Raw genomic sequence first — 25,204 nt, 5'->3', positions numbered from 1 at the left:
CAGGAGCGGAAAGATGATGGACAGGATGGCGGCAGGCAGGCGCATTGGATGGCTCTGGACGGGCATCCTCGTAATCATCTTCGCGGCCGGAGGATTCGCCTACCTGCGCCAGCTCCAGGAAGGCCTGGGCATCACGGGAATGAACCAGGACATCAGCTGGGGCCTGTACATCGCCCAGTTCACGTTCCTGGTCGGCATCGCCGCCTCGGCCGTCATGCTCATCCTCCCGTACTATCTTCACGACTACAAGCTGTTCGGCAGGATCACCCTCCTGGGCGAATTCCTGGCCGTGGCCGCCGTCCTGATGTCGGTTACCTTCATCATCGTGGACCTGGGCCGGCCGGACCGCGCCTTCAACGTCATCCTGCACGCGTCGCCCACGTCGATCCTCTTCTGGGACATGGTCGTCCTGACGGGATACCTGCTGCTCAACCTCGTCATCGGCTGGTCGGTACTGGAGAGCGAGCGGAAGGGCGTGCCGCCCCCCGGTTGGGTCAAGCCGCTGATTTACCTGTCCATTCCATGGGCCGTCAGCATTCACACCGTCACGGCCTTCATCTACGCCGGCCTGCCGGGGAGGGGCTTCTGGCTGACGGCGATCATGGCTCCGCGCTTCCTCGCCTCCGCCTTTGCCTCCGGGCCGGCGCTGCTGGTTCTCGTCTGCCTCGTTCTGCGGCGGTATACGGCCTTTGATGCAGGCCGGGAGCCCCTGCAGACCCTGGGCAAGATCATCGCCTACGCCCTGGCGGCAAGCATTTTCTTTGTCCTGATGGAGGTGTTCACGGCCTTCTACAGCGGCATCCCGTCGCTGGCGGATCACTTCGAGTACATGTTCCACGGCCTGGAGGGACACGGCCCCCTGGTGCCGTGGATGTGGACCTCCGCCGTCCTGGCCGTGGCCGCCCTGGCCGTCCTTCTGGTCCCCTCCCTGCGGCGGAACGAGGCATGGCTGGCCGCGGCCTGCGCGGCGGTGTTCGTCTCCCTGTGGATCGAGAAGGGGCTGGGCCTGATCGTCACGGGGTTTGTTCCGTCCCCCACCGGGGAGATCGGCACCTATGTCCCCACGGTCCCGGAGATCGCCATCACCCTGGGCGTCTGGGCCGGCGGGCTTCTCGTTCTGACCCTGCTGTACAGGCTGTTCACGGCGGTCAAGGCGCAGATGGAGCCGCGGGCCCTGCGGGCCGCCGCGAAAGGGGCGGGTGAGCCATGAACGTCCTGACCCTCAACTGCGGCAGCTCCTCCATCAAGTACAAGCTTTTCGACATGCCCGGGGAGCGGGTCCTCGCCCGCGGCCAGGCCGAGCGCCTGGGACGGGCCGATTCGGTCGTCCGCCACGAGGTCGCGGGAAGGGATCCCTTCGCGAGGAAAAAGAGCCTGTCGGGTCACCGCGAAGCGGTCGACGTGCTGCTGAAGCACCTGGTCGGACCGGAAGGCGGCGTTCTGGCGGGCATTCGCGACATCGCCGCCGTGGGGCACCGCTTCGTTCACGGGGGGGAATATTTCCGCTCCTCCGTGGCAATCGATCCCGCGGTCCGGGAGACCCTGGAGACCTGCCGGAACCTGGCTCCCCTCCACAACCCCCACAACCTGACGGGCATCGACGTCTGCGCGGAGCTGATTCCGCATGCCCCGCAGGCAGCCGTCTTCGACACGGCCTTTCACCAGACCATGCCGGAGCACGCCTTCACCTGCGCCCTTCCATACCGGTTCTACGAGGAAAACCGCATCCGGAAGTACGGGTTCCATGGAACGTCCCACCGGTACGTCTCCTCCCGGGCATCGGAGCTCCTCGGGAAGAGAGGGGAAGGGCTCCGGATCGTCACCTGCCATCTTGGGAACGGATCCAGCCTCTGCGCCGTCCGCGACGGGAAATCCATGGATACGACCATGGGGTTCACGCCCCTGTCGGGCGTCGTCATGGGCACACGGTGCGGTGACATCGACCCGGCGCTCCCGGCCCACCTGGTCGAGACCCTGAACATCCCCCTGGCGGAGGTGATGTCGATCCTGAACCACGAAAGCGGCGTCCTGGGCATCTCCGGCCTCTCGCCGGATTTCCGGGACCTGGAGTCGGCCGCCGGCGGGGGGCACGCCCGGGCCCGGCTGGCCCTCGATGTCTACGCCTACAGCGTCGCCCGCGGGGTCGCCTCCCTGGTCCCGGCCATGGGCGGCCTCGACGCCCTTGTCTTTACGGCGGGCATCGGGGAGAATTCCCCGAAGATGCGCGCGCGGATCGGTTCGTTTCTCCCGTGGCTGGGGGTTGAACTGGATGCGGAAAAGAACGAGTGGGGCGTGCCGGAGTCCGACGTGTCCCGGTCCGGTTCCCCGGTCCGGGTTCTTGTCATCCCCACGGACGAGGAACGGCTGATCGCCCGGGACACCCTGTCGGTCCTCGGACTCGACGGGAAAACGGCAACAGGCAAACGGCAGCGGCAGTTCGCAGGCGCCGCTGAAAGATAGAAACAAAACAACGCGAAACGGAGGTTTGGCGATGAAAAAGGTAAAAATGACGCCCAGCGAAGCGATCGTCGAGACGCTGCTGGCGGAAGGGGTCGATCACGTCTGCGGGATCGTGGGATCGGCCTTCATGGACATGCTGGATCTTTTCCCGTCGGCGGGGATCCGGTTCATCCCCGTCCGGCACGAGCAGAGCGCGGGCCACATGGAAGACGCCTACGCGCGCATCACCGGCCGGGCCGGGGTCATCACCGGGCAGAACGGGCCCGGCATCACGAACATGGTGACGTCCGTAGCCGCGGCCAACATGGGCCACACGCCCCTGATCGTCATCTCCCCCTCGGCGGGGACACCGACGATCGGCTGGGACGGCTTCCAGGAGTGCGACCAGGTGTCGGTCTTCAAGGCCATCACCAAGGCGACGGTCCGGGTGCCCCATCCGAAGCGGGCGGCGGACTGCCTGCGCACGGCCTTCCGGATCGCCTATGCCGAGCGTGGGGCCGTCCTGTACGACATTCCCCGGGACTACTTCTACGGCGAGATCGAAGAGACCATCCTCAAGCCCTCCCAGTACCGCGTGGACGCCCGGGGCTGCGGCTCCATGGCGAGCCTCGACAGGGCGGCGGCGCTGCTGGCAAAAGCCAAGAATCCCGTCATCGTCTCCGGCCGGGGGGTCGTCGACGCCGACGCCCTGGACGTCATCAAGGACATCGCCGAGCACCTGACGGCGCCCGTGGCGGTCACCTACCTCCACAACGACGCCTTCTACGGCAATCACCCGCTCTCCGTCGGCCCCATCGGCTACATGGGATCGAAGGCGGCCATGAAGATCCTCTCGAAGGCGGACGTGGTCCTCGCGGTGGGGACCCGGCTCTCCGTGTTCGGCACGCTGCCCCAGTACGACATCAACTACTTCCCCGACAAGGCGAAGATCATCCAGATCGACATCAACCCCAAGCACATCGCCCGCACCCATCCCATCGAGGTGGGCATCATCGGAGACGCCCGGGAGGCAACCGTCGAGATCCTGAAGCGCCTCAAGGGCACGGACAAAAACCGCAAGCCGGACCCGCGCCGCCTCGCCGCCGTGAAGAAGGAGAGGGACGCATGGGAGAAGGAGATCGTCAAGGCCGCCATGGTCAAGGGGAATCCAGTCAACCCGCGGCGCGTCCTCCTGGAGATCTCCCGGGCCCTGCCGGACGACGCCATCGTCGCGACGGACATCGGGAACGTCTCCTCCACGGCCAACAGCTACCTGAAATTCAACGGCGGCCGCCGGCACATCGCGGCCCTCACTTTCGGGAACACGGGATTCGCCTATCCCGCCGCCCTGGGTGCGCAGCTGGCCCGTCCGAAATCGCCGGTCATCGCCATCATCGGCGACGGCGCCTGGGGGATGAGCCTCCACGAAGTCAGCACGGCCGTCGAGCACAACCTCCCCGTCGTGGCCTGCGTGTTCCGGAACATGTGGTGGGGCGCCGAGGCGAAGAACCAGATCGACTTCTACAACAACCGCTTCTGCGGCGTGGACATCCCCAACCCGGAGAGCTTCGTCCCGGTGGCGAAGGCCATGGGAGCCGAGGGCGTCCGCGTGGACCGGGTGGAGGACATCCGGGACGCCTTCGAGACGTGCATCAAGAGCCGGAAGCCCACCGTCCTGGAGTTCGTCGTGGACGGGACGCAGCTGGCGCCGCCGTTCCGGAAGGACGCCCTGGCCCTGCCGACGCGATTCCTCAAGAAGTACGATCACCTGGATTACCGGAACTGGGATTGATGTTCCGCTCCGGCCCGCTATCGAACAGGGAAGCCTCGCGCCCCGACGGCGCGGGGCTTCCCGCACGGGATCCCGGCACCGGCATCGGAAAGGGTTTGATCCATGGAAGAACAGCAGAGTAACGACGTGAAGGCGACCCTGGAGGGATACAAGAATTTTGTCCCGCCGCCCGTAAAAACGTCCCTGGTCTGGGAGCGGGACCTCCGGTTCACCGGCTCGACGCCCCAGGGATACGACATCGATTTCGACTCCGACGGCCAGTGGGGCTGCAAGCCGACGGAGGCGCTGCTCCTGAGCCTGGCCGGGTGCATGGCCATCGACGTCGTCATGATCCTGAAGAAGATGCGGGTGCGCCTCGCGGGGTTCCGGATGGAGCTGACGGCGGAGAGGAACTCAAGCCCGCCGCAGTATTTCCGGTCCGTGGAGATGGTGCTCCATATCGCCGGCCGGGACGTCGATCCCCGCAAGGTCGACCGGGCCGTCGCCTTGTCTCACTCCACCTACTGCTCCGTGTACAACACCCTCCGGAAGGACATGGCCGTCACGGTCCGGACCGTCATCGAGGACCGGGACCCCGACGTCGATCCGGCCTGAGGCGCGGGACGGAACCCGCCTCCCCGAAATCGACCCGCTCCCGGACCCGGCCCCGCAGCTCCTCGACGGCATCCTCGATACTTTCCAGCGTCATCGTAATGGCGTCACCGGGACAGACCGTCTCACACCTGCCGCACCCCTTGCACCGTCCTTCATCCCGTACGACCGCATCCTCCTCCAGGCGGAGCGCCTTCATGAAGCAGGCCTCGACGCACCGGCCGCACCGGGTGCAGAGGTCATGATCCACGTGCAGGGAAAGCCCCTTGAGCCGGACGATGGAGTCCGCCGCCGCCTGCGGGAAAAAGCGGGCCGAGTTGAGCACCGTGCAGCAGCAGGTGCAGCAGAAGCAGACCGTGAGCAGTCTCCCGGTGTTCGGGGAGCCGTAGAAATAGTGGTCCACGCGCACCCGGCCCAGCATGGGGATGAGTCCCCGCGCCAGTTGCCGGTCCACCAGGGCGATGGCCTCTTCCACCGTCAGGTGATCGGCGATGCGGGGGTCCAGGTGCCGCGTGTCCTCGCCCATCTGCAGGCAGGCCTCCGTGAAGGGGAAGTGACGGCATTGCTTCGATTCCCGGCAGGTGCAGCGCCTGATCATGACCCGGTGGGGGGTGCGCCGGATGAACTCCTCGATAACCAGCCGCGGGATCACGACGCTTTCAGCCCCCTGGATTCCCTCGTTCACCGGGAGATAGCTGATGTTGAAGTTCCGGCCGGAGAACATGGGGACAAACAACAGGGCGAAGAATTTCCCCACGAGCGGCAGGCGGGTCACCCTGGGGGACAGGTAGGTCAGCGGCCAGAGATGCTTCAGAAGCGTCAGTGTCCATTCGGGCCTTCGGGACATCGGTTCGTACCTTTCTTTCCGCAGACGGTGGAGGAGGAATATGGATAATCGATTTACTCCGCCGATGCAATGACCGGGGAAAATGACCTCTCCCGTCAACGGATTGACGAGATTGCAGAGGAATTCGGACGGTTGATGGATTCCTGACGGCCGGGCAAACCCGGAGCACCATGCGCTCGAAATCCGAAAACTCCTTTAAATTGAATTCCATACACTCTATGAGGCCTTGCGGGAATGCGTCGTGGATCCGGTCCTTCAGAAGGCACAATCCTTGCTTTTCCATTCTCTGCCCGACTCTTTTTTTCAAGGTGGTGTGACAGCGCTTGTGACGGGTCGATCCGGGTTTCCTGTTCCCGGGGATACGTTGCTCAAACAAGAGGGATATAAGGATGATCCTGAACCGCTCCAAGCTGGATGTTCTGGAGGAGATCGCTGATGCGACGGAGGCCTTTGTCCTGATGTTTGACCATTCCCGGGAGGTTGTCTGGATGAATGCCGCCTTCGAGCGATGCGTCGGATACCGCCTTGAGGATCTTAAGCAGCGGAATCGCCTTCCTTTTCTGTCATTCGACGGGGAAGAGACGTTCCTGTTTGCCGTTCAGCAGGCCCTGGAAGGGGACCGGTCAGAGGTCTTCGAACTGCACGTCGTCTCTTCGCATGGCATTCAGAGGAACATCCATTGGAGCGTCCTGCCATGTCCGGCGGCGGCCGGCTCGGAAGGGAGAGCCGCCGTGGCCGTCGGGACCGGACACGGCGGTCCCGAACAGGTGAAATCGGACCTGGAAGCGGCGGCGGAACGATACCGGATTCTCTTCGAGAACACGGGCATCGCCATGATGTTCATCAGCGAGGACACGACCATCTCCCTGGTCAACAAGGAGTTCGAAAATCTGACAGGCTACCCGAAGGCCCGGGTGGAAGGGACAATGAGCTGGACGGAGCTGATCGCCGACGCGGCGGACCTGGAACGCATGAGGATGTTCCACCGCCTGCGCCGCATCGATCCGGACCTGGCGCCGGGAGTCTACGATACGAAGATCCGGAAGCGGGAGGGGGAACTCCGGGATGTCATGCTCCGCGTGACCATGATACCCGGGACGACCAACAGCCTGGCCTCCATCCTGGACATGACCGAGAGGAAGCGGGCGGAGAGGGCTGTCCGCGAGAGTGAAGAGAAATTCCGGACCCTCGTGGAAAACATGCAGGACACGCTCTATCGCTCCGATCTGGATGGAAACCTCGTGTATGTGAGCCCTTCGGGAGCGCGTCTCTTGGGATACGATACCATCGAGGAACTGCTCGGGAAGAACATTGCGGAAGACTTCTACTATGACGGCGATGAGCGGGCAAAGCTGATCCAGGAGCTGCAGGCGAAAGGACGGGTCTCGAATTACGAGGTCACCCTGAAGAAACAGGACGGAAGCCCGGTGCCCGTGTCCACCAACACCCATTTCTACCGCGACGGGAATGGGACCCCACTGGGTGTGGAAGGCATCTTCAGCGACATCACACGGCAAAAGCGGGCGGAAAAGGCGCTCCTGGAAAATGAGAAACACCTGCGCAGCATCACCATGAACATGCCGGGGGTCGTTTTCCAGTTCTATGCCCAGGACGATGGAGAGTGGGGAATCAGCTATGCCGGCGAACGCCTGGCGGAGCTCTTCAACCTGCCGGCGGACGCGGAGAATTTCTTCCCCGTCTTCCTGTCCCATATCCACGAGGAGGACCGGGAACGGTTCCTGGATTCTGTCCGGAACGCCGTGGCCACCGTCAGCTCCTGGAGTTTTGAAGGCCGGTTCTTTTCAACATCGCCGCATGAGATCACCTGGTTCCAGGGTCTGGCCACCCCAACGCGCCACGAGGGCTGCTACGTGTTCGACGGGCTCCTGCTGAACATCTCGGAGCGAAAGCATGCGGAGGAAATGTCCCGCCAGTCCGAAGAGAAATTCTCGACCGTCTTCATGACGGCCCCGGACTGCATCGCCATCACCCGGGTGGAGAACGGGCGGATCGTTGAGGCCAACCTGGGGTTTGAAGAGATCACCGGATGGAAGCGCCTGGAGGCGGTCGGCAGAACCTCCACGGAGATCCATTTCTGGGTCGATCCGGCGGATCGGGATTTCATGGTGGAGGAATTGAAGGCAGGTCGCGACGTCCTTCACCGGGAATTCACGTTCCGGTGCAAGGACGGATCCGAACGGAACGGCATTTATTCTGCAAGGCCCATCCGGCTCGCGGGGGAACCCTGCCTGATCTTCGTACTGCAGGATATCACCGACTGGAAAGCCCTGGAGGAGGACCGCCGGAAGCTGGAGCGGCAGTTGTTCCAGTCGCAGAAGATGGACGCCATCGGCCAGCTGGCGGGCGGGGTGGCGCACGACTTCAACAACATCCTCATGGGGATCCAGGGGAACGTGTCGCTGCTGCAGATGGAGCACGATCCGTCCCATCCGCACGCGAAGCGCCTGGGCCGGATCGAGGAGCACGTGAAGCGGGGGGCGAACCTGACGAGGCAGCTTCTTGGGTTTGCCCGGGAGGGAAAGTACGAGGTCCGGACGCTGGCGGTCAACGACCTGGTCCGGAAGAGCGTTCAGTTCTTCATCGAGACCCGGAAGGAGATCGAGGCGGACCTGGAACTGGAGGCGGACGTGCACCCGGTGGAGGCGGACCCTGGGCAGCTGGAGCAGGTTCTTCTCAACCTGTACATCAACGCGGGCCACGCCATGCCCCGGGGCGGGAACCTGCACATCCGGACGAGCAACGTGGTCCTGCGGGAAGAGGATGCCCGGGCCTTCGAGACGAAGGCGGGGAGCTACGTCCGGATCTCGGTTTCGGACACCGGCGTCGGGATGGACCGGGAGACGCTGAAGCGGATCTTCGAGCCGTTCTTTACGACGCGGTCGCAGGAAGGGGGAACGGGCCTGGGCCTGGCCTCGGCCTACGGGATCATCCGGAACCATGGCGGCCTGATCAAGGCATACAGCGAGCCGGGTCGGGGCTCGACGTTCAACGTGTACCTTCCCTCTTCCGAGGAGAGGGTGCCGGCGGAGGATCAGGGGCCGTCGGAGGATCTTCTGACCGGGAGCGGGGGGATCCTGCTGGTGGACGACGAGCCGATGATCCTGGAGTCGGCGTCCCGGATGCTGGGTGCGCTCGGCTATACGGTGTACCCGGCGGCGAGCGGTCAGGATGCCGTGTCGATGTACATGGAGAAGCGGGACCGGATCGACCTGGTGATCCTGGACATGATCCTTCCGGGGATAAGCGGCGCCCAGGTGCTCCGGATGCTCCGGGAGATCGATCCGGGGGTCCGGGTGGTCCTGTCGAGCGGCTACGGCCTCCAGGGGGAGGTGCAGAAGGTCATGGAGTCGGGCTGCCGGGGATTCATCCAGAAACCCTACAGCATGAAAGAGTTGTCCCTGAGCGTTCAGCGCGCTCTTTCTCCGCCCGGCGGGCGGCAGGAACGGCAGGAGGGGAGGCAGCAGTCCCCGCCATGAACGATGCAGTCCAATACCGGGAGCCTTTCCGCCCGGCAGCGGGTATATCGAACATGCCCTTTCCGGTAGGGAGTGGAGGTGGAGGGTGAAAACGGATATGCAAAAAGAAAAGGGCAAATACCTCCTGCTGAAGCCCCTTCTTGCCATCGCCCTCCTCGCAGGCCTCTCCATCGGCGCCTTTTTCATCGTGTACCAGCACTGGATGAACTCCCTGTTCGACCTCGTGGAAGTCCAGCACCGCCAGAATCTCATCCAGATCGTCTCCATCGCCCGGAACGCCGTGGAGCCGGTGCTGTCCCAGGTCCGCGCCGGGACGATGCAGCCCGCCGAGGCCCTGAAGCGGATCCGGACACTGGTCCGCACCATGACCTATGAGGACCAGTACGGGAACAACTACGTGTTCATGAGCTCCTATGACGGCATCATGCTGGTCCAGCCGTTCGAACCGGCCAAGGAGCTGACGAATCAGTGGGACCTTCGGGACGTCCGGGGCCTCTACATCATCCGGGAGCTCGTCGGCGCGGCAATGGCCAGGCCCTCCGGATCCTTTGTGAAATACTACTATCACCTGCCGGGCGTCCACGAAGAGCAGGAGAAACTGGCCTATGTGGTGGGGGTCCCGGAGCTTCAATGCTACATCGGCACCGGCATGTACATGCAGCGGGCCATCCGGGAGCAGCAGGAGAACCTGCAAAACGTCCAGTACGGATCCATCCTCCTGTTCATCGCCATTCTGATTCCCATCTCCGCCTCGATGATTGCCGTTCTCAACCGGAACCGGCTGCTCAGCGAGGAAATCGCAAACCGCATGCAGATCGAGAACGAACTGAAGGAGAGCGAGGAGAAATACCGATCCATCTTCGAGAATGCCGTGGAGGGAATATTTCAGATCACGGCCGACGGCCGTTTCATCAGCGTGAATCCCGCGTTTGCGCGCATTGCCGGATACGGATCGCCCGGGGAGATGGTCGACGGCATTTCCAGCATCAACAATAATCTTCTGGCGAATCCCGGGGATGGCGAGAGGTATCGCGAGATTCTCGACGACAAAGGATTCGTCGAGGATTTCGAGATCGCGATGAAACGGAACGACGGAAGCATCGTCTGGGTCTCGATCAACTCGCGGGTGGTGAAGGACGAAAAGGGCCGTCTCCTTTACTATGAAGGGACAATCGAGGACATCAGCGAGCGGAAGCGGGCGGAGGAGGACCGCCGGAAGCTGGAGCGGCAGCTGTTCCAGTCGCAGAAGATGGATGCCATCGGCCAGTTGGCAGGCGGGGTGGCGCACGACTTCAACAACATCCTCATGGGGATCCAGGGGAACGTGTCGCTGCTGCAGATGGAGCACGATCCGTCCCATCCGCACGCGAAGCGCCTGGGCCGGATCGAGGAGCACGTGAAGCGGGGGGCGAACCTGACGAGGCAGCTTCTTGGGTTTGCCCGGGAGGGAAAGTACGAGGTCCGGACGCTGGCGGTCAACGACCTGGTCCGGAAGAGCGTTCAGTTCTTCATCGAGACCCGGAAGGAGATCGAGGCGGACCTGGAACTGGAGGCGGACGTGCACCCGGTGGAGGCGGACCCTGGGCAGCTGGAGCAGGTTCTTCTCAACCTGTACATCAACGCGGGCCACGCCATGCCCCGGGGCGGGAACCTGCACATCCGGACGAGCAACGTGGTCCTGCGGGAAGAGGATGCCCGGGCCTTCGAGACGAAGGCGGGGAGCTACGTCCGGATCTCGGTTTCGGACACCGGCGTCGGGATGGACCGGGAGACGCTGAAGCGGATCTTCGAGCCGTTCTTTACGACGCGGTCGCAGGAAGGGGGAACGGGCCTGGGCCTGGCCTCGGCCTACGGGATCATCCGGAACCATGGCGGCCTGATCAAGGCATACAGCGAGCCGGGTCGGGGCTCGACGTTCAACGTGTACCTTCCCTCTTCCGAGGAGAGGGTGCCGGCGGAGGATCAGGGGCCGTCGGAGGATCTTCTGACCGGGAGCGGGGGGATCCTGCTGGTGGACGACGAGCCGATGATCCTGGAGTCGGCGTCCCGGATGCTGGGTGCGCTCGGCTATACGGTGTACCCGGCGGCGAGCGGTCAGGATGCCGTGTCGATGTACATGGAGAAGCGGGACCGGATCGACCTGGTGATCCTGGACATGATCCTTCCGGGGATAAGCGGCGCCCAGGTGCTCCGGATGCTCCGGGAGATCGATCCGGGGGTCCGGGTGGTCCTGTCGAGCGGCTACGGCCTCCAGGGGGAGGTGCAGAAGGTCATGGAATCGGGCTGCCGGGGATTCATCCAGAAACCCTACAGCATGAAAGAGTTGTCCGGCTTCCTGCACCGGGTGCTGTCATCCCCATCCGAGGGAGGGGAGTGCTGAGAAAGCGGCACGGCCGGGATGCGTCCCGGACCGGCGCGTCAGGCACGGGCGGCCTCGTCCAGGACGGTCCGCTGCCGCGCCACCTTGATTCCCAGTTTTTTCATGCGGTACATGAGGGTCGTCCGGTTCAGGCCGAGGCGCTCCGCCGCGCCGTCGGCCCCCCCGATTTTGCCCCCGGTTGATTCCAGCGCCTCCAGGATGTGCGCCTTTTCCATGTCCTTCAGCTTCATCTCCTCGTTTCCCGCCGAGGGCTTTCCCCTTCTGGCGGCTTCCAGCTCGGGGAAGCGGATGGTTTCCCCTCCTAAGATCACGGCGCGCTCGATCATGTTGGACAGCTCCCGGATGTTGCCGGGCCAGGAATAGGACTGCAGCTTCTGCATCTCCGATTCCGCGATCCCCGGGTACTGCCGGTTGGACTGGGAGCCGTACAGATTGAGAAAGTGAATGGCCAGGTGGGGGATGTCTTCCGTTCTCTCCCGGAGCGGCGGAACGACGATCGGGAAGACGTTCAGGCGGAAGAAGAGGTCCGCCCGGAACCTCTCCTCGGCGACCTCCCGGGCCAGGTCCTTGTTGGTGGCCGTGATGAGCCGGAAATCGGATTGCAGCGTTTTCGTCCCCCCGACGCGCTGGAACTCCTTTTCCTGGAGGATCCGGAGAAGCCTGCTCTGCGTCGCGAGGGGAAGCTCGGAGACCTCGTCGAGAAAGATCGTTCCCTGGTTCGCCAGCTCGAACCGCCCTTCCTTCATCTTCATCGCCCCGGTGAAGGCGCCCTTCTCATAGCCGAACAGCTCGCTGTCAATCAGGGTCTCCGGCAGGGCGGCGCAGTTCACGCGGATGAACGGCCCGTCTTTCCGGGTGCTTTCCCGGTGGATCGCCCGGGCGACGAGCTCCTTGCCGACGCCCGTCTCTCCGTGGATCAGCACGGCGGACGGGGTGGGGGCGACCTTCCGGATTAGGTTCTGCACCTCCCGTATGGCGCCGCTGACGCCGATGATCTCGCCGAAGGGGCGGATCTCCTTGATCTCCTCGATGTAGTACAGGTTCTCCTGGATCAGCTTCCGGTTCAGCTGCGCAATCTCGTCGTAGGCCTGAGCCCGGTCGATGGATACGGCGATCTGCGAGGCAAACGCGGACAGGAGCTTGATGCTGTTGGAGCCGACCTCAAAGAAGAAGAACCGGCTGTCCTGGTACAGAACACCGATCGTCTGCTTTTCCAGCCGGAGCGGGGCGATGATGACGCGGCGGTAATCGGAGAGCCCGCTGCCGCTGATCTCGTGCTGCACGATTTTCCCGTCCCCGCTGTCGAATACGGCCTGGATGGTCGAGAGCATCTCCTGAAACGATTCCTCCCGGGTTTCCTCCGGAAGCAGGTTTCGGGAGGCGGCCAGCCGAAGCTCGGACGAGCTTCGGTCACGGATGAACAGGGCGGCCCGCTCCGATCCCATCAGGCGCGAGATGGACGTGATGATGTTGGTGAGCAGCCGCTCGATGTTGTCCTGTTTGGTCAGGGCTTCGCCCATCTCGACGATCAGGTTGAACAGGCGAAGGTCCTTCTCATTCTTTTCCTTCGGGACCCACTGCTTCACGTCGGGGGGGAAGGAGTCGGGGGCGATGGGCCGGTAAAAATCCCAGGCCATCCTGGCGTACCGCTCCGCCTTCCTGGAATTCCGGGTCTGATCGTAGAGGCGGGCCAGCTCGATCCGCATTTTCGCCAGCTCAAAGGTGGGGCCCAGTTTCCGGAGGGTGGCCTCCATTTCGAGAAGCGCCGCGATCTTTTCCGCGGGAGCCATCCGGTTCTCCGGCAGGCCGAGCCGCAGGCGCCCGATAATGCCGTACATCAGCGGGTTCAGGTCGGCCCGGTTGATCTGCTTCAGAAAATCGAAGAACGGCCTCAGTTCGATGGGGGAAACCCCCTTCCGGTGGAGGATGAACGGGGTCTCGAAGATGGGGAAGAAGTTCAGGATGTGATACCAGCTCGATTTCTTGATTTTCCAGATCAGGCTGAAATATTCGCCGGCCAGCTGGAAGTTGCCGTTCTGGCACTCCACGTCGGAGAGGCTGATTCCCGCGATGACCTCGACCATGGGGACCTTCTCCTTTTCCGCGAGCTCGAGCGCGCGTGCCAGGAAAGCCCGGCTCTTGTCCCGCTGCCCGATTTCCAGGAGAATCATGCCCGCCGTTACGAGGGTGAACGACAGGAGCGGAAGGTTGCCCGTCTTCTGGCAGTGATTCTGGATGGCTTCCGTGATGCCGAGGGCCCTCTGCGGCATGCCGACCTCGGAATAGCAGAGGGACAGGTTCAGGGCAGCCAGGAGGAAGAAATCATTGTTATCGGCCGATTCCAGCTCGCCCAGCGACTCTTCGTACACCTCGATGGCCTTGCAGAATTGGCCCTTTATGGCGTAGGTTAATCCGCGAACCTTGAGTCCCCTCTTGTACAGCGACTCGTCTTCCAGCTGCTGAATGATCTCCCACCCCTGATTGAAGTGCACAACGGCCTGGTCGTGCTGGAAATTCATCCAGTGGTTCTGGCCGATCAGGAGTTCCAGGGACGCCTGCGATTTCAGGTCTCCGAGGCGCTGGGCGGTTTCGAGGGCGGCCAGGAGCAGGCGGTTGATCGTCTTCAGGCTGGGATGGAAGAGCGACAGGGAGGCGCGGCGCTCGACGGCCCGGATGAACGTCAGCCAGTTGCCGTCGGACAGTTCCTGGTCTTCCTTGCCGATGAACCGCTCCATGAAGACCAGGATGGAATCGTAGAGCTGAATCGCCGACGACACCTTGTGTTTTTTCTCTTCGATCACCGCCGCCTTGAAGATGAAATCGATATCCTCCTCCTGGACGCCCGCCAGGAGGCATTGGCGGGCGATGGTCGGGATCGACCGGTCATCCAGCGGAGCGTTGTTCTGCAGAATGGAGACGGCGTTGCGGCAGCACTTGGACAGGTCGTCGGGGTCCAGGAAATCCGTGATGATCTGCCGCGGAAAATCCGCGGACCAGACAAAGAACCCCGGCTCCCCCGGCCTTGCCCGGATCCAGCCTTCCTTTTCCAGCGCCAGGACCACCGACATCAGCCTCGACGGGGGCCAGGAAGAGAACCAGTCCACGGAGAAGAAGTCCGGGAATGCTATGAAATAACACAAGACTTTTCTTTCCTCTTCAGAGAGGCCCGCCAGAAAGGTTTTCATGGAGAGCAAGGTCCTTTCCCGATCCGGATTGCGATGGGGACGTCCTTTCACACCCTGATCGTAGTGTCAACACAAGATTAATATTTGACCACTGACAAAATGTTAATGTTTGACATTTTGCCGTCACTTCTCAGTAACATCACGATAATACTCTTGTATTATGTGTCATAGTATGTGGCATGGATATTGTTATCGATATTTGTTTGATGATTCAGAAATCACAACAATCATACATTGAGGTGACTTGATGAAGAACGAAAACGACGTTGTCATTGTCAGCGCGGTTCGGACGCCCTTCGGGCGGTTCGACGGCGTTCTGCGCTCTATTTTGAGCATCGACCTGGGGGTCAAGGTGCTCCAGGAAGTCGTCCGCCGGATCGGCCTCGACCCGGCGAAGGTGGACGAGGTGTATTACGGAACCTGCATTCCCGCGGAATACGCCATTTACACGAACGTACCGGCCCGGCAGATCACGCTCCTGGCCGGGTTTCCGGAGAGCAACATCTCCCTGACCATCGACCGGGCCTGCTGCTCCTCCATGACGGGGATGCGCCTGGGCTACCGGGCCATCAAGTCGGGGGACGCGGAGGTGGTGATCGCCTCGGGGGCGGAGAACATGGGGAACGTTCCCCTGATCGCCAGTGCGGCCAAGGCGCGCTGGGGGAGCCGCCTGGGGCACATCGAGCTGGAAGACGTCCTGTTCGAGCTGGGTTACGGCCGGAAGGGGTTCGCCCCGGTGGCCACCGACGCGGGGCATGTCTCCCTGGAGTACGGGGTGACCCGGGAGATGCAGGACGAGTGGGCGGTGGCCAGCCACCGGAAGTATTTCCAGGCTTATGCGTCCGGGAAGTACAAGGTCGGGGAGGAGCTGATGCCCCTGGAGATTCCCCAGAAGGGCAAGGCGCCGCTGGTGATGGACCGGGACGAATCGCCCCGGGAGAACCTGAACATCGAGAAGATGTCGTCCCTGAAGACGGTTTACGGCAGTCCCACGGTCACGGCGGGGAACGCCCCGGGGCTCAACTCCGGTGCCTCGGCGATCGTGCTGATGTCGCGCCGGAAGGCCGATTCCCTGGGGCTGGAGGTCCTGGGGGAGGTGGTGGCATGCGAGGCCGCGGCGGGGACGCCGAAGTACATGGCCAACGTGCCGGCCCAGGCGATCGAAAAGATGTTCGCCCGGACGGGGAACCGGATCGACGACGTGGACGTGATCGAGATCAACGAGGCCTTCGCCGCGGTCACGCTGGTGTCGCTGCGTCTCCTGGCCGGGAAGGACCCGGAGAAGGAGAAGGCCCTGCAGGCGAAGGCGAACGTCAACGGCGGGGCCATCGCCATCGGGCACCCCGTCGGCGCCAGCGGCGCCCGGATCGCCATGACGATGATGTACGAACTGCGGCGTCGCGGCGGCGGCCTCGGCGTGGCGGCCATCTGCGGCGGCCTGTCCCAGGGAGAGGCGCTCTTGCTCAAGGTGTAACAGAAGGAATCCATGAGGGAGGAAAACCATGTCTGAATGGTTGAAGGAAGTGGAGCCCCTGACCCTGAAGGGTCAGATTTCGGTCCCGTACACGTGGTGGGCCGGGGAGACGGCGGGGCGGTTTCTCAAGACGCTCCGGGACGAGCGGAAGATCCTGGGAACGCGGTGCGGGTCCTGCGGCAGGGTGTACGTTCCGGCGCGGAAGAGCTGCAGCCGCTGCTTTGTGGACATGGACGAGTGGGTTGAGCTTGGCAATGAGGGTGTGATCGAGGCCTTCACGGTCGTCCGGTACGGCCACCCGGTGCAGCCGGTGGAGGCACCGTTCGCCTATGCCCTGATCAAGCTGGACGGATCGGACGTGGGATTTCTGCACCTGGTCAAGAAGGACCTGGATAAGATCGGAGTCGGCAAAAGGGTGAAGGCGGTGTTTAAAGAGGATCGGACCGCTCACATCCTGGACATCGATTCCTTTGAATTGACGTAAGAGGCCGCTCAAAAATGCCCGGCTGCAAGGCCCCCGCGGCCCGAGGCGCGAGGCGTACTCCCGAGCGTACGCCGCAGCAACGAGGGTCGAGGGAAACGCAGCAGAGGGGCGTTTTTCAGCGGCATCGCAACTACCCAGGCGGAGAAGACAGAGCGAGGGACGAACATGCAGAAAACGGCAATCGTCGGCATGGCGCAGACGAGATACGAGCGGAGGAAGAAGGACCGGATCTTCGCGGACATGGTGTTTGACGTGACGCGGGGAGCGCTGGAGGATGCGGGTCTGACGATCGACGACATCGACAGCGTGGTGACGGTCTCGAACGATTTTTACGACGGCCGGACGATCTCGGGGATGGCCGTCGGGGATGCCTCGGGCGGCCAGGACAAGAACATCTCGACGGTGTCGGGGGACGGGACGTTCGGGGCGTTTTACGGATTGATGCGGGTGTTGTCGGGGTACCAGGCGACGATTGTGGTGGCGCACTACAAGGGGAGCGAGGGGAGCGTTCCGGTCACGACGAACGGGATGTTCGACCCGATCTTCCAGCGCCACCTGGGGATCGACGCGATCTCATCGTCGGCGCTGCAGGCGAGCGCGTACATGAGCCGGTACGGGATCACGGAGGAGGAGATTGCCGCGGTGTCGGTGAAGAACCACGGGAACGCGCGGAACAATCCGTATGCGCAGCTGCCTTTGTCGATCACGGTGGAGGACGTGCTGCGGTCACGGAAGATCGCGGATCCGCTGAAGCTTCTGGACTGCTGCCCGGTGAGCGACGGGGCGGCGGCGATCATCATCGCGAACGAGTCGGTGGCGGCGAAGGCGAAGGCGAAACCGGTGTGGATCAAGGGGGTTGCGCACTGCTGCGAGGACTACCTTCTGGGGGACAGGGACCTGGCGGACCCGGTGGCGCTGAAGGAGGCGGCGAAGCGGGCGTACGCCATGGCGGGGATCGCGAATCCGCTGGAGGAGATCGACGTGGCGGAGGTCCTGGAGCCGTTCGGCTACATGGAGCCCTTGTGGCTGGAGGGTCTCGGGATTTGCGGGGCCGGGGCCGGCGCGAAGCTGGCGGTCCGGGGCGTGACGGCGATGGGCGGGAAGCTGCCGGTGAATCCGTCGGGCGGCGCGCTGTCGGCGAACCCGATCCTGGTGGCGGGCCTGGCCCGCCTGATCGAGGCGTCGCTGCAGGTTCGGGGCGAGGCGGGAGCGCGGCAGGTACCGGGCGCGGAGACGGCGCTGGCGCAGGGGTATCACGGACCCTGCGGGCAGAGCCAGTGCGTGTGGATCGTCAGCGGGAAGCAGTGAGGTGAGCCATGGGAAGAAGAGTAGCGATCGTAGGAACGGGACAGACCTATCACAAGAGCCACCGTCCGGACGTGACGTCGAAGGAGATGATCAAGGAGGCGGTGGACGCGGCGCTTCTGGATGCGGGGATCACGATCCGGGAGATTGACGCCATCGTGATCGGGAACATGGATCACTTCGAGTCGATCAACGCGGTGGACACATACAGCGTGGAGGGCTCCGGGGCGTATATGAAACCGGTCATGAAGGTTTCGACGGGCGGGACGACGGGCGCGACGGTGGCGATTGCGGCGTATTACCACGTGGCGTCGGGACTGTTCGACCGGGTGCTGGCGATCGGATTCGAGAAGAACTCGGAGAGCGACACGACGGGTGCGATCATCACGTGTTCGGACGCGATCTGGGACCGGTTTTCGTATTCCGGGGCGATCCCGAGCCTGGCGACGGAGGCGACGGCGTACATGGAGCAGTACGGGGCGCGGCAGGAGGACGCGGCCCTGGTTGGGGAGCGGGACCGGAACCACGCGATGAACAATCCGTACGCGCACCTGCGTCGGCCGCTGACGGTGTCGGACATCATGGCGTCGCCGATGCTGGCGTACCCGATCAAGCTGGGGGACATCTGCCCGCGGAGCGACGGGGCGTGCGCCTGCGTGCTGGCGGTGGACGGGACGGCCCAGAAGATGACGAAGACGCCGGCGTGGTTCAAGGCGGCGGCGGTTCGGCACACGTACACGTGGTTCGGGGACTCGACGGACTACACGAAGGGGCTGGTGTCGATGCAGCGGGCGGCTCAGGACGCGTATTCCCAGGCGGGGATCACCAATCCCGTGGAGGAGATCGACGTGGCGGAGTTGTACCTTCCCTACACGTGGGCGGGGCTGAAGTGGATCGAGGACATCGGGTTCTGCGGCCGCGGGGAGGCCCCGAAGTTTGTGGGGGAGGGGAACACGCACATGGGCGGGAAGCTGCCGGTCAACCCCTCGGGGGGCGTGATCTCGACGAACTGCATTGGTGCGACGGCGCTGCTCCGGGTGGCCGAGGCGGCGATTCAGGTGATGGGCAAGGGCGGCCAGCGTCAGGTTCCGGACGTCCGGAACGCGCTGGCGACGGGCTTCGGAGGCTGCTTCTGGTCGGACGTGGTCATCCTGAGCTCGGAGAAGCCGTAAGGATAGAGGAGGAGCCATGTCAACGGAAAACAAAGCGAGCGAGCCGCTCCAGGTGATGTTTACCCATGCGATGCCGTACGAGTGGTCGATCGGGCTGTACGGGAGCGTATTTTTCCAGGAGATCAGGAAGAACCGGCGGTTCACGGGGATCAGGTGCCCCGGCTGCGGGCTGGTGTACGTGCCTCCGCGGCGGGTGTGCGGACCGTGCTTCCGGGAGCTGACGGAGCTGGTTCCGCTGTCGGACACGGGGGTGATCACGGCCTTTTCGGTGGTGAACTACCCGTTCATCGACCCGAACACGGGGAAGCAGCGTCCGATCCCGTACACCTACGGGTACATCCAGCTGGACGGGGCGGACAACATTTTTTCGCACCTGATCAACGAGACGGACCTGGAGAAGATCAAGGTGGGCATGAAGGTCCGGGCGGTCTTCAAGGACCCCGCGGAGATGCAGGGAAACACCCAGGACGTCAAGTACTTCGAGATCATCAGGTGAAATCAGACAAGGGGAGGTCGTTCAATGTACCAGGAGTATTTCAGCGAGGATCACAGGATTTTCAGGGACAGCGTCCGCAAGTTCGTGGAGAAGGAGATCAAGCCCCATGTAGAGGAGTGGGAGGAAAAGGAAGAGTTTCCCCTGGAACTGTACAAGAAAACCGCAGATGCGGGCTTCCTGGGACTCGAGTACCCGGAGGAGTACGGCGGTGTACCCTGTGACAAGTTCATGGTGGTCGCCTTCATCGAGGAGTTCATCCGCCACAGCGGGGCCTCCGGGTTATATTGCGGCCTCTACAGCCATACCATCGCCATGCCGCCGGTCCGGAACCTGGGCACGGAGGAGATGAGGCAGCAGGTTCTGGCTCCTGTTCTGAGGGGTGAAAAAGTGGCTTCCCTGGGGATCACCGAGCCGAACGCCGGGTCGGACGTGGCGAGTCTCCGGACCCGGGCCGTCCTGGACGGGGATTCCTACATTGTCAACGGGGCGAAGACCTTCATCACCAGCGGCTGCCGGGCGAATTTCGTCACCACGGCGGTGCGGACGGGCGGACCCGGGCCGAAGGGCGTGAGCCTTCTCCTGATCGACACCTCCACGCCGGGTTTCAGCGTTTCCAAGAAGATTCACAAGATGGGCTGGCACAGCTCCGACACGGGCGAGCTGAGCTTCGTGGACTGCCGGGTTCCGGCGAAGAACATCATCGGAAAGGAAGGCGAGGGATTCAAGGGGATCATGATCAACTTCCAGAACGAGCGCCTCTCCCTGTCCGTTCAGGCCCATGCCACGGCCCAGCTGGCCCTGGAAGAATCCATCAAGTACGCCAAGGCCCGGGAGGCCTTCGGGACGACCCTGACGGGCTTCCAGGTCATCCGCCACAAGCTGGTGGACATGGCGACCAAGGTGGAGATCGCCAAGGAGTACAACTACCGCGTGGCCGCCCGGATGGAGGCGGGTATGGACGTCATGCGGGAGGTCTCCATGGGCAAGAACTTCTCCTGCGAGGTCTGCGACAAGGTGGTCTTCGATGCCGTTCAGATCCACGGCGGCTACGGATACGCACGGGAATACGTCGTCGAGCGGCTGTACCGCGATTCGCGGATCCTCAGCATCGGAGGCGGGACAACGGAAATCATGAAGGAGATCATCAGCCGGACCATCTGAGTGTCTCAAGAAGCAAGAAGGTTTTTCCAGATAACCGACCGGGCCCCCGATCCGGGGGCCCGAATACCCCAAAAGGAGGGAGCATGATGGCCGATTATCCGAAGAAGCCGAAGAATGTCAGTGAGTTCGGGAAGTTTCTGTACCGGTCCCGGAACGAGTTCCGGGTCGTGGACCTGCGGCCGCCGGTGGCGTAAATCCGAAACAACGATTTCCCGCGCCGTCCGTACCGGAGACGGACGGCGGCGGGACGATATCAACAGAAAGGAAGAGGAGATGGCGAATTCTTACGATGTGATCGTGGTAGGCGCCGGTATCGCCGGCCTGGGCGTCGGGGCGATCCTGGCGAAGGAGGGAAAGCAGAAGGTTCTGCTCCTGGACCGTTTCCCCAAGTTCGGCGGACGGATGATGAGTTACGACGGCTACCCAGGAAAGGGGTGGCGGGTGGAGATCGGCCTCCACATGGTGGAGCTGGGTGAAAAGTCCAGCTGCAACGCCCTGAACAACCGGGTCGGAAAGACCGTGCAGTGGGCGCCGTTCAGCGACACCGTGGACATCTGGAACGGCGAGAAGTTCGTCAGCGTGGCGGAGCTGGTTCCCATGTCGAAGGAGGACAAGATCGCCTTCCGGGACCTGATGCAGAAGATTGCCACCCTGAAGGACACCGAGATCGAGGCCTGGGACAACCGCTCCCTGGAGGAGTGGCTCATGGAGAACGTGCCGCAGGCGCCGGTGCGCGAGCTGTTCACCGACCTGGGCATGATCATGACCACGATCCCCCACGCCATCGACATGGCCGCCGGAGAGGTGCTTTACATCGCCCGGGACAACCTGCTGAAGACCCGCCAGGCCCTGCAGGCCAGCTATCCCATCGAGGGCATGGAAGGAATCACCCGCGGGCTCGCGGAGGTCATCCGGGAAAACGGCGGGGAGATCAAGCTGAACTGCGACGTCCAGGAAGTGGTCATCGAGAACAAGCGGGCCGTGGGCGTCCGGATCCCGGCGAAGCGCCACATCTACGAAGAGGAGTACCGGATCTTCGAGACCGAGACGATCCGGGCCGACCGGGTGGTCTGCGCCCTGCCCATCTACAAGCTGTCGAATATCCTCGATTTCAACCCGGCAAGCTCGCCGCTGCCCCGCTGGTGGGTGAAGCGGATCACCGACATCCAGCACGAAGTGACGGGGCTGATCGGCTTCATGCTGGGGCTTTCGGAGCCCATCGTGGACCCGAAGCGGAAATGCTTCATGTCGGCCCTCAAGACGAAGCATGCGGGCTTCCCCTTCCAGGGCTTCCCGGCCTCCAACTTCTCCCCCGACGTCGCCCCCCCGGGGAAGCAGGTCGTCCACACGGACATGGTGGTGGAGCATGCCGAGGCCTCGGACAAGTTCCTGCGGGAGCGGCTCCTGGCGGCCCACTGGGAGGACCTGAAGGACATGTTCCCCGGCATCGAGAACAAGGTGGAGTGGAAGTTCCCCTACTATGTCGACGGATGCGACGGCCTGGCCCGCCAGCCCGGCCTCGTGGGCAATTACAAGCCGGGCCTCGTGGCCCCGGGGATCCCGAACCTCTACTTTGCCGGCGACACCTATCAGGGACGCGGCCTGGCCATCAACAGCGCGGCCCTGAGCGGCATGAAGTGTGCGGACCTGATCCTGAAGGAACTGAAGTAGTAAGCACGGGCGGACCTCGTGCCGTTCCGCTGTACCCGAACGGCGAAAGGAGGTGAAACGTCTGAACGGCAGATACAGACGGAGTCCCCGGTCGGTATCGGTCCGGGGCCTCCGCGGCGGTCATTGCGGAAACGAAAAAACCGTTTTCTGATGCAGAGATGGTTGCGCAACCAGATCAATAAGAGGGAGATCAATAAATGTATAAAACGGAATGGCTTTACCAGTACAATAAAAAGCTCACCACGGCGGAAGCGGCCGCCCGCGCGGTCTGTGACGACGATTTCATCATGACCCCCCTGTGCCTCGGCCAGCCGAGCACCCTGATCCCGGACGCCATCGCCGACCGGAAGGACGAGCTCCAGAACATCGAATGGCGGTGGAACCTGGCGACCCGGCCCTACAAGATGTTCCAGCCGGAATACCGCCAGACCTTCAAAATCACCTCCGGCTTCACGGGAACGCCCTTCATCCTGTCGCAGTTCCAGGGGCTGGGTTACGGCCCGTACGCCCCGGTCACCGTTTTCAGCTCGCTGAAGCAGTGGACCTATTACCGCAAACCCGACGTCATCGTCGCCATGGTGACGCCTCCGGACAAGGACGGCTTCGTCAATATCGGCCCCGACTGCATGTTTTCCCGGGCGCTCCTCGAGGGACAGGCCACCTCGAAAGGATTTGTCGGCGGTCCCCGGGTCCTCATCGGCGAAGTCAACGACCAGTACATCCCGGCCTGCGGGGACACCAAGCTGCACATCTCCAAGTTCACCCACTTCGTGGAGAATTCATCGGCGCTTCCCGCTTTTCCGGCGGCGGCCCCGAAAGACATACACCACAAGATGGCCGCGTCCGTGGTCAGCCTCCTGAGGGACCGCGACTCCATCCAGATCGGGATCGGCGCGGTTCCCATGCTGATCTCCGACCTCATTGCCCACTCGGACCTGAAGGACCTGGGGCTGTTCACGGAGATGCTCCCGACGGGCGCGCCGCTGTGGCAGGAGAAGGGAATCCTGACCGGGAAATACAAGACCTTCCGGCCGGGCGAGATGTCCGCCAGCTTCATCGGCCCGGTGAAGGACCTCTTCGATTTCGTGAAGAACAATGAAGACGTGAAGTTCTTCCCCGGCGACGTGATGAACAACCCGGCGGTCATCGGCCAGGAGGAGCAGATGGTCGGGATCAACGGGGCCCTGGAGGTCGACATGGCCGGCCAGGTGGCGTCGCTGACCCTCGGCAACAAGATGGTCTCCGGGTACGGCGGCCAGTCCGACTTTGCCATGGGATGCAGGCTCTCACGCTTCGGCCGCATGATCATCGTCATGGCTTCCTACACAAAGGACAAGGACGGCAAGCTGATCAGCCGGATCGTTCCGAACCTCTCGCCGGGCGCCCTGGTCGGGACCCTGGCGTGCCACGTGGACTACGTCGTCACGGAGAACGGCATCGCCGGTCCCCTGGATGGCCTGTCCATCGACGAGCGGGCGGAGGCCCTGATCAAGGTCGCCCATCCGGACCTGCAGGAGGACCTGGTCAAGGCCGCCAGGGAAAAAGGGCTGTTCAAATAGTCCGGTTCCCGGCTCCCGAATGACGCTGAATCGGGAGAGACCGGAATGGCATGAATACAGCCTCGCAATGCCGGTGCGGGACCCCGATGGACCGCACCGGCGGCGGGAGGAGCAAAAATATAGAAAAAAGCAATGACTGGATGACGGGAATGCCGGGGATCATGGGGTCCCCGGCAGATCCGTTTTATCGAAAACAATGGCAACGGGCACACGGGGCGCAGGGAACGCCCGCGAACGAGGGTCCGGCGGCCGATCGAGGAGCAGAGGAAAATGAACGGCAAGGAAGTAGTACTCTATGAAAAGCAGGAAGCTATCGCGTTTCTGACCTTCAACCGTCCGGAGGCGATGAACGCCCTCAACACGGAGGTGAACCTCAAGCTGATCGAGCTTCTCGGGAAGGCCGAGGACGACCCGGAGGTTCGGGTTGTCCTCCTGAAAGGGGCGGGCGACAAGGCCTTCGTCGCCGGGGGCGACATCAAGGAGATGATCGACAAGGACTCCATGGGAGCCCGCGACTATGCCCTGGCGGCCAAGAGGGTCATCGACCGGATCTGGAACCTGAAGAAGCCGGTGATTGCGGCGATCCAGGGATTCTGCCTGGGCGGCGGCCTGGAGTATGCCCTGGCCTGCGACCTCCGGACAGCCTCGGAGAAAGCCCGCTTCGCCGTCCCGGAGATCAACATCGGAATCATGCCCGGCAGCGCCGGCACGCAGCGGCTGGCCCGGATGATCGGCATCACCAAGGCCAAGCAGATGTGCTTCACGGGCGACATGATCGGAGCCAAAGAAGCGCTGGACCTGGGGATCCTCAACGAGGTGTACCCGCCGGACGAGCTCCTGCCGAAGACCATCGAGCTGGCGAAGAAGATCGCCTCCAAGAGCGCTCCGGCGATAACCCTCATCAAATCGGCCATCAACAAGGGGACCCAGATGGACCTCGAATCGGCGTCGATGTTCGAGATCGACTGCTTCGGCCTGTGCTTCTCGACGCAGGAGCAGAAGGCGGGGATGCAGGCCTTCGTCGGCAAAAAGAAATGACGGCACGGGAAAGGACATGCGAACCATGATCAGGAAGCTTTGTGTGATCGGCGCGGGGACCATGGGGGCGGGGATCGCCCAGGTGGCCGTCGAGAAGGGCGTCGAGGTGACGA

General features: G+C 63.1%; 17 protein-coding genes. 15 read left to right on the top strand and 2 right to left on the bottom strand.

The window, feature by feature from the left end; all coding sequences use genetic code 11:
* Window positions 1-13: 13 nt before the first annotated feature.
* The 4 genes from nrfD (at window position 14) to PLO63_16180 (ending at window position 4,825) form a co-directional block, all read left to right on the top strand.
* Complete coding sequence (gene nrfD, locus PLO63_16195) at window positions 14-1,210, top strand: polysulfide reductase NrfD (protein HOI75687.1); 1,197 nt, start codon at window positions 14-16, stop codon at window positions 1,208-1,210.
* Entirely contained in the window at window positions 1,207-2,460 is a 1,254-nt protein-coding gene (locus PLO63_16190) for an acetate kinase (GenBank protein HOI75686.1), read from the top strand. Before nrfD ends, PLO63_16190 begins: the two co-directional genes overlap by 4 nt.
* A gap of 31 nt (window positions 2,461-2,491) precedes the next feature.
* A complete protein-coding gene (xsc, locus tag PLO63_16185) occupies window positions 2,492-4,231 on the top strand; it encodes a sulfoacetaldehyde acetyltransferase (GenBank protein HOI75685.1) in 1,740 nt (579 codons plus the stop codon).
* Between the two features lie 102 nt (window positions 4,232-4,333).
* On the top strand, window positions 4,334-4,825 hold the full coding sequence (locus PLO63_16180) for an OsmC family protein (protein ID HOI75684.1): 492 nt from the start codon (window positions 4,334-4,336) through the stop codon (window positions 4,823-4,825).
* On the opposite strand, the gene PLO63_16175 is transcribed toward PLO63_16180, so the two are convergent.
* Window positions 4,788-5,669 carry a 4Fe-4S binding protein gene (locus PLO63_16175; GenBank protein HOI75683.1) on the bottom strand — a complete coding sequence of 294 codons (882 nt, stop codon included), beginning with the start codon at window positions 5,667-5,669 and terminating at the stop codon, window positions 4,788-4,790. The two genes, PLO63_16180 and PLO63_16175, sit on opposite strands and share 38 nt — an antisense overlap.
* Window positions 5,670-6,058: 389 nt before the next feature.
* Here PLO63_16175 and PLO63_16170 point away from each other — a divergent pair, with 389 nt between their 5' ends.
* Together PLO63_16170 and PLO63_16165 are read left to right on the top strand one after the other, a co-directional pair.
* Window positions 6,059-9,166, top strand: a complete 3,108-nt coding sequence (locus tag PLO63_16170; GenBank protein ID HOI75682.1) for a PAS domain S-box protein — start codon at window positions 6,059-6,061, stop codon at window positions 9,164-9,166.
* A 97-nt stretch (window positions 9,167-9,263) separates the two neighbouring features.
* Window positions 9,264-11,546 carry a cache domain-containing protein gene (locus PLO63_16165; protein ID HOI75681.1) on the top strand — a complete coding sequence of 761 codons (2,283 nt, stop codon included), beginning with the start codon at window positions 9,264-9,266 and terminating at the stop codon, window positions 11,544-11,546.
* A gap of 38 nt (window positions 11,547-11,584) precedes the next feature.
* Here the strand turns inward: PLO63_16165 and PLO63_16160 are convergent, their stop codons facing one another.
* The gene (locus PLO63_16160; GenBank protein HOI75680.1) at window positions 11,585-14,731 is read right to left on the bottom strand and encodes a sigma 54-interacting transcriptional regulator; all 3,147 of its coding nucleotides are present in this window, start codon (window positions 14,729-14,731) and stop codon (window positions 11,585-11,587) included.
* Window positions 14,732-14,978: 247 nt separating this feature from the next.
* On the opposite strand from PLO63_16160, the gene PLO63_16155 reads away from it, so the two are divergent.
* The 9 genes from PLO63_16155 to PLO63_16115 all read left to right on the top strand — a co-directional run bounded on the left by PLO63_16155 (window position 14,979) and on the right by PLO63_16115 (window position 25,091).
* Window positions 14,979-16,205 (top strand): thiolase family protein, encoded by a 1,227-nt coding sequence (locus PLO63_16155; protein ID HOI75679.1) that lies wholly within the window; start codon window positions 14,979-14,981, stop codon window positions 16,203-16,205.
* Between the two features lie 28 nt (window positions 16,206-16,233).
* Window positions 16,234-16,689: a Zn-ribbon domain-containing OB-fold protein gene (locus tag PLO63_16150; GenBank protein ID HOI75678.1), complete on the top strand. Its 456-nt coding sequence runs from the start codon at window positions 16,234-16,236 to the stop codon at window positions 16,687-16,689.
* A 165-nt stretch (window positions 16,690-16,854) separates the two neighbouring features.
* The gene (locus PLO63_16145; GenBank protein HOI75677.1) at window positions 16,855-17,997 is read left to right on the top strand and encodes a thiolase family protein; all 1,143 of its coding nucleotides are present in this window, start codon (window positions 16,855-16,857) and stop codon (window positions 17,995-17,997) included.
* Between the two features lie 8 nt (window positions 17,998-18,005).
* A complete protein-coding gene (locus PLO63_16140) occupies window positions 18,006-19,166 on the top strand; it encodes a hypothetical protein (GenBank protein HOI75676.1) in 1,161 nt (386 codons plus the stop codon).
* A gap of 16 nt (window positions 19,167-19,182) precedes the next feature.
* Window positions 19,183-19,662 (top strand): Zn-ribbon domain-containing OB-fold protein, encoded by a 480-nt coding sequence (locus PLO63_16135; GenBank protein HOI75675.1) that lies wholly within the window; start codon window positions 19,183-19,185, stop codon window positions 19,660-19,662.
* A 24-nt stretch (window positions 19,663-19,686) separates the two neighbouring features.
* A complete protein-coding gene (locus PLO63_16130) occupies window positions 19,687-20,823 on the top strand; it encodes an acyl-CoA dehydrogenase family protein (protein HOI75674.1) in 1,137 nt (378 codons plus the stop codon).
* Window positions 20,824-21,096: 273 nt separating this feature from the next.
* A complete protein-coding gene (locus PLO63_16125; GenBank protein HOI75673.1) occupies window positions 21,097-22,494 on the top strand; it encodes an FAD-dependent oxidoreductase in 1,398 nt (465 codons plus the stop codon).
* 197 nt (window positions 22,495-22,691) lie between these two features.
* Entirely contained in the window at window positions 22,692-24,053 is a 1,362-nt protein-coding gene (locus tag PLO63_16120; protein HOI75672.1) for an acetyl-CoA hydrolase/transferase C-terminal domain-containing protein, read from the top strand.
* A 270-nt stretch (window positions 24,054-24,323) separates the two neighbouring features.
* Window positions 24,324-25,091, top strand: coding sequence for an enoyl-CoA hydratase-related protein (locus tag PLO63_16115; GenBank protein ID HOI75671.1), 768 nt, complete (start codon window positions 24,324-24,326; stop codon window positions 25,089-25,091).
* Window positions 25,092-25,204 lie beyond the last annotated feature (113 nt).

It is taken from the genome of Syntrophales bacterium (assembly GCA_035363115.1).
GTDB lineage: Bacteria > Desulfobacterota > Syntrophia > Syntrophales > PHBD01 > PHBD01.
Note: the sequence above shows the minus strand (reverse complement) of the source record. Positions and strands in the feature narration are given on the sequence as shown.

Excerpts from the sequence above, each read along its gene's own strand:
- PLO63_16130 (HOI75674.1), top strand. The coding sequence starts at position 19,687 with ATGTACCAGGAGTATTTCAGCGAGGATCACAGGATTTTCAGGGACAGC.
- PLO63_16150 (HOI75678.1), top strand. The coding sequence starts at position 16,234 with ATGTCTGAATGGTTGAAGGAAGTGGAGCCCCTGACCCTGAAGGGTCAG.
- PLO63_16165 (HOI75681.1), top strand. The coding sequence starts at position 9,264 with ATGCAAAAAGAAAAGGGCAAATACCTCCTGCTGAAGCCCCTTCTTGCC.
- PLO63_16190 (HOI75686.1), top strand. The coding sequence starts at position 1,207 with ATGAACGTCCTGACCCTCAACTGCGGCAGCTCCTCCATCAAGTACAAG.
- xsc (HOI75685.1), top strand. The coding sequence starts at position 2,492 with ATGAAAAAGGTAAAAATGACGCCCAGCGAAGCGATCGTCGAGACGCTG.
- PLO63_16135 (HOI75675.1), top strand. The coding sequence starts at position 19,183 with ATGTCAACGGAAAACAAAGCGAGCGAGCCGCTCCAGGTGATGTTTACC.
- PLO63_16160 (HOI75680.1), bottom strand. The coding sequence starts at position 14,731 with ATGAAAACCTTTCTGGCGGGCCTCTCTGAAGAGGAAAGAAAAGTCTTG.
- PLO63_16125 (HOI75673.1), top strand. The coding sequence starts at position 21,097 with ATGGCGAATTCTTACGATGTGATCGTGGTAGGCGCCGGTATCGCCGGC.
- PLO63_16115 (HOI75671.1), top strand. The coding sequence starts at position 24,324 with ATGAACGGCAAGGAAGTAGTACTCTATGAAAAGCAGGAAGCTATCGCG.
- PLO63_16155 (HOI75679.1), top strand. The coding sequence starts at position 14,979 with ATGAAGAACGAAAACGACGTTGTCATTGTCAGCGCGGTTCGGACGCCC.
- PLO63_16175 (HOI75683.1), bottom strand. The coding sequence starts at position 5,669 with ATGTCCCGAAGGCCCGAATGGACACTGACGCTTCTGAAGCATCTCTGG.
- PLO63_16120 (HOI75672.1), top strand. The coding sequence starts at position 22,692 with ATGTATAAAACGGAATGGCTTTACCAGTACAATAAAAAGCTCACCACG.
- nrfD (HOI75687.1), top strand. The coding sequence starts at position 14 with ATGATGGACAGGATGGCGGCAGGCAGGCGCATTGGATGGCTCTGGACG.
- PLO63_16145 (HOI75677.1), top strand. The coding sequence starts at position 16,855 with ATGCAGAAAACGGCAATCGTCGGCATGGCGCAGACGAGATACGAGCGG.
- PLO63_16180 (HOI75684.1), top strand. The coding sequence starts at position 4,334 with ATGGAAGAACAGCAGAGTAACGACGTGAAGGCGACCCTGGAGGGATAC.
- PLO63_16170 (HOI75682.1), top strand. The coding sequence starts at position 6,059 with ATGATCCTGAACCGCTCCAAGCTGGATGTTCTGGAGGAGATCGCTGAT.
- PLO63_16140 (HOI75676.1), top strand. The coding sequence starts at position 18,006 with ATGGGAAGAAGAGTAGCGATCGTAGGAACGGGACAGACCTATCACAAG.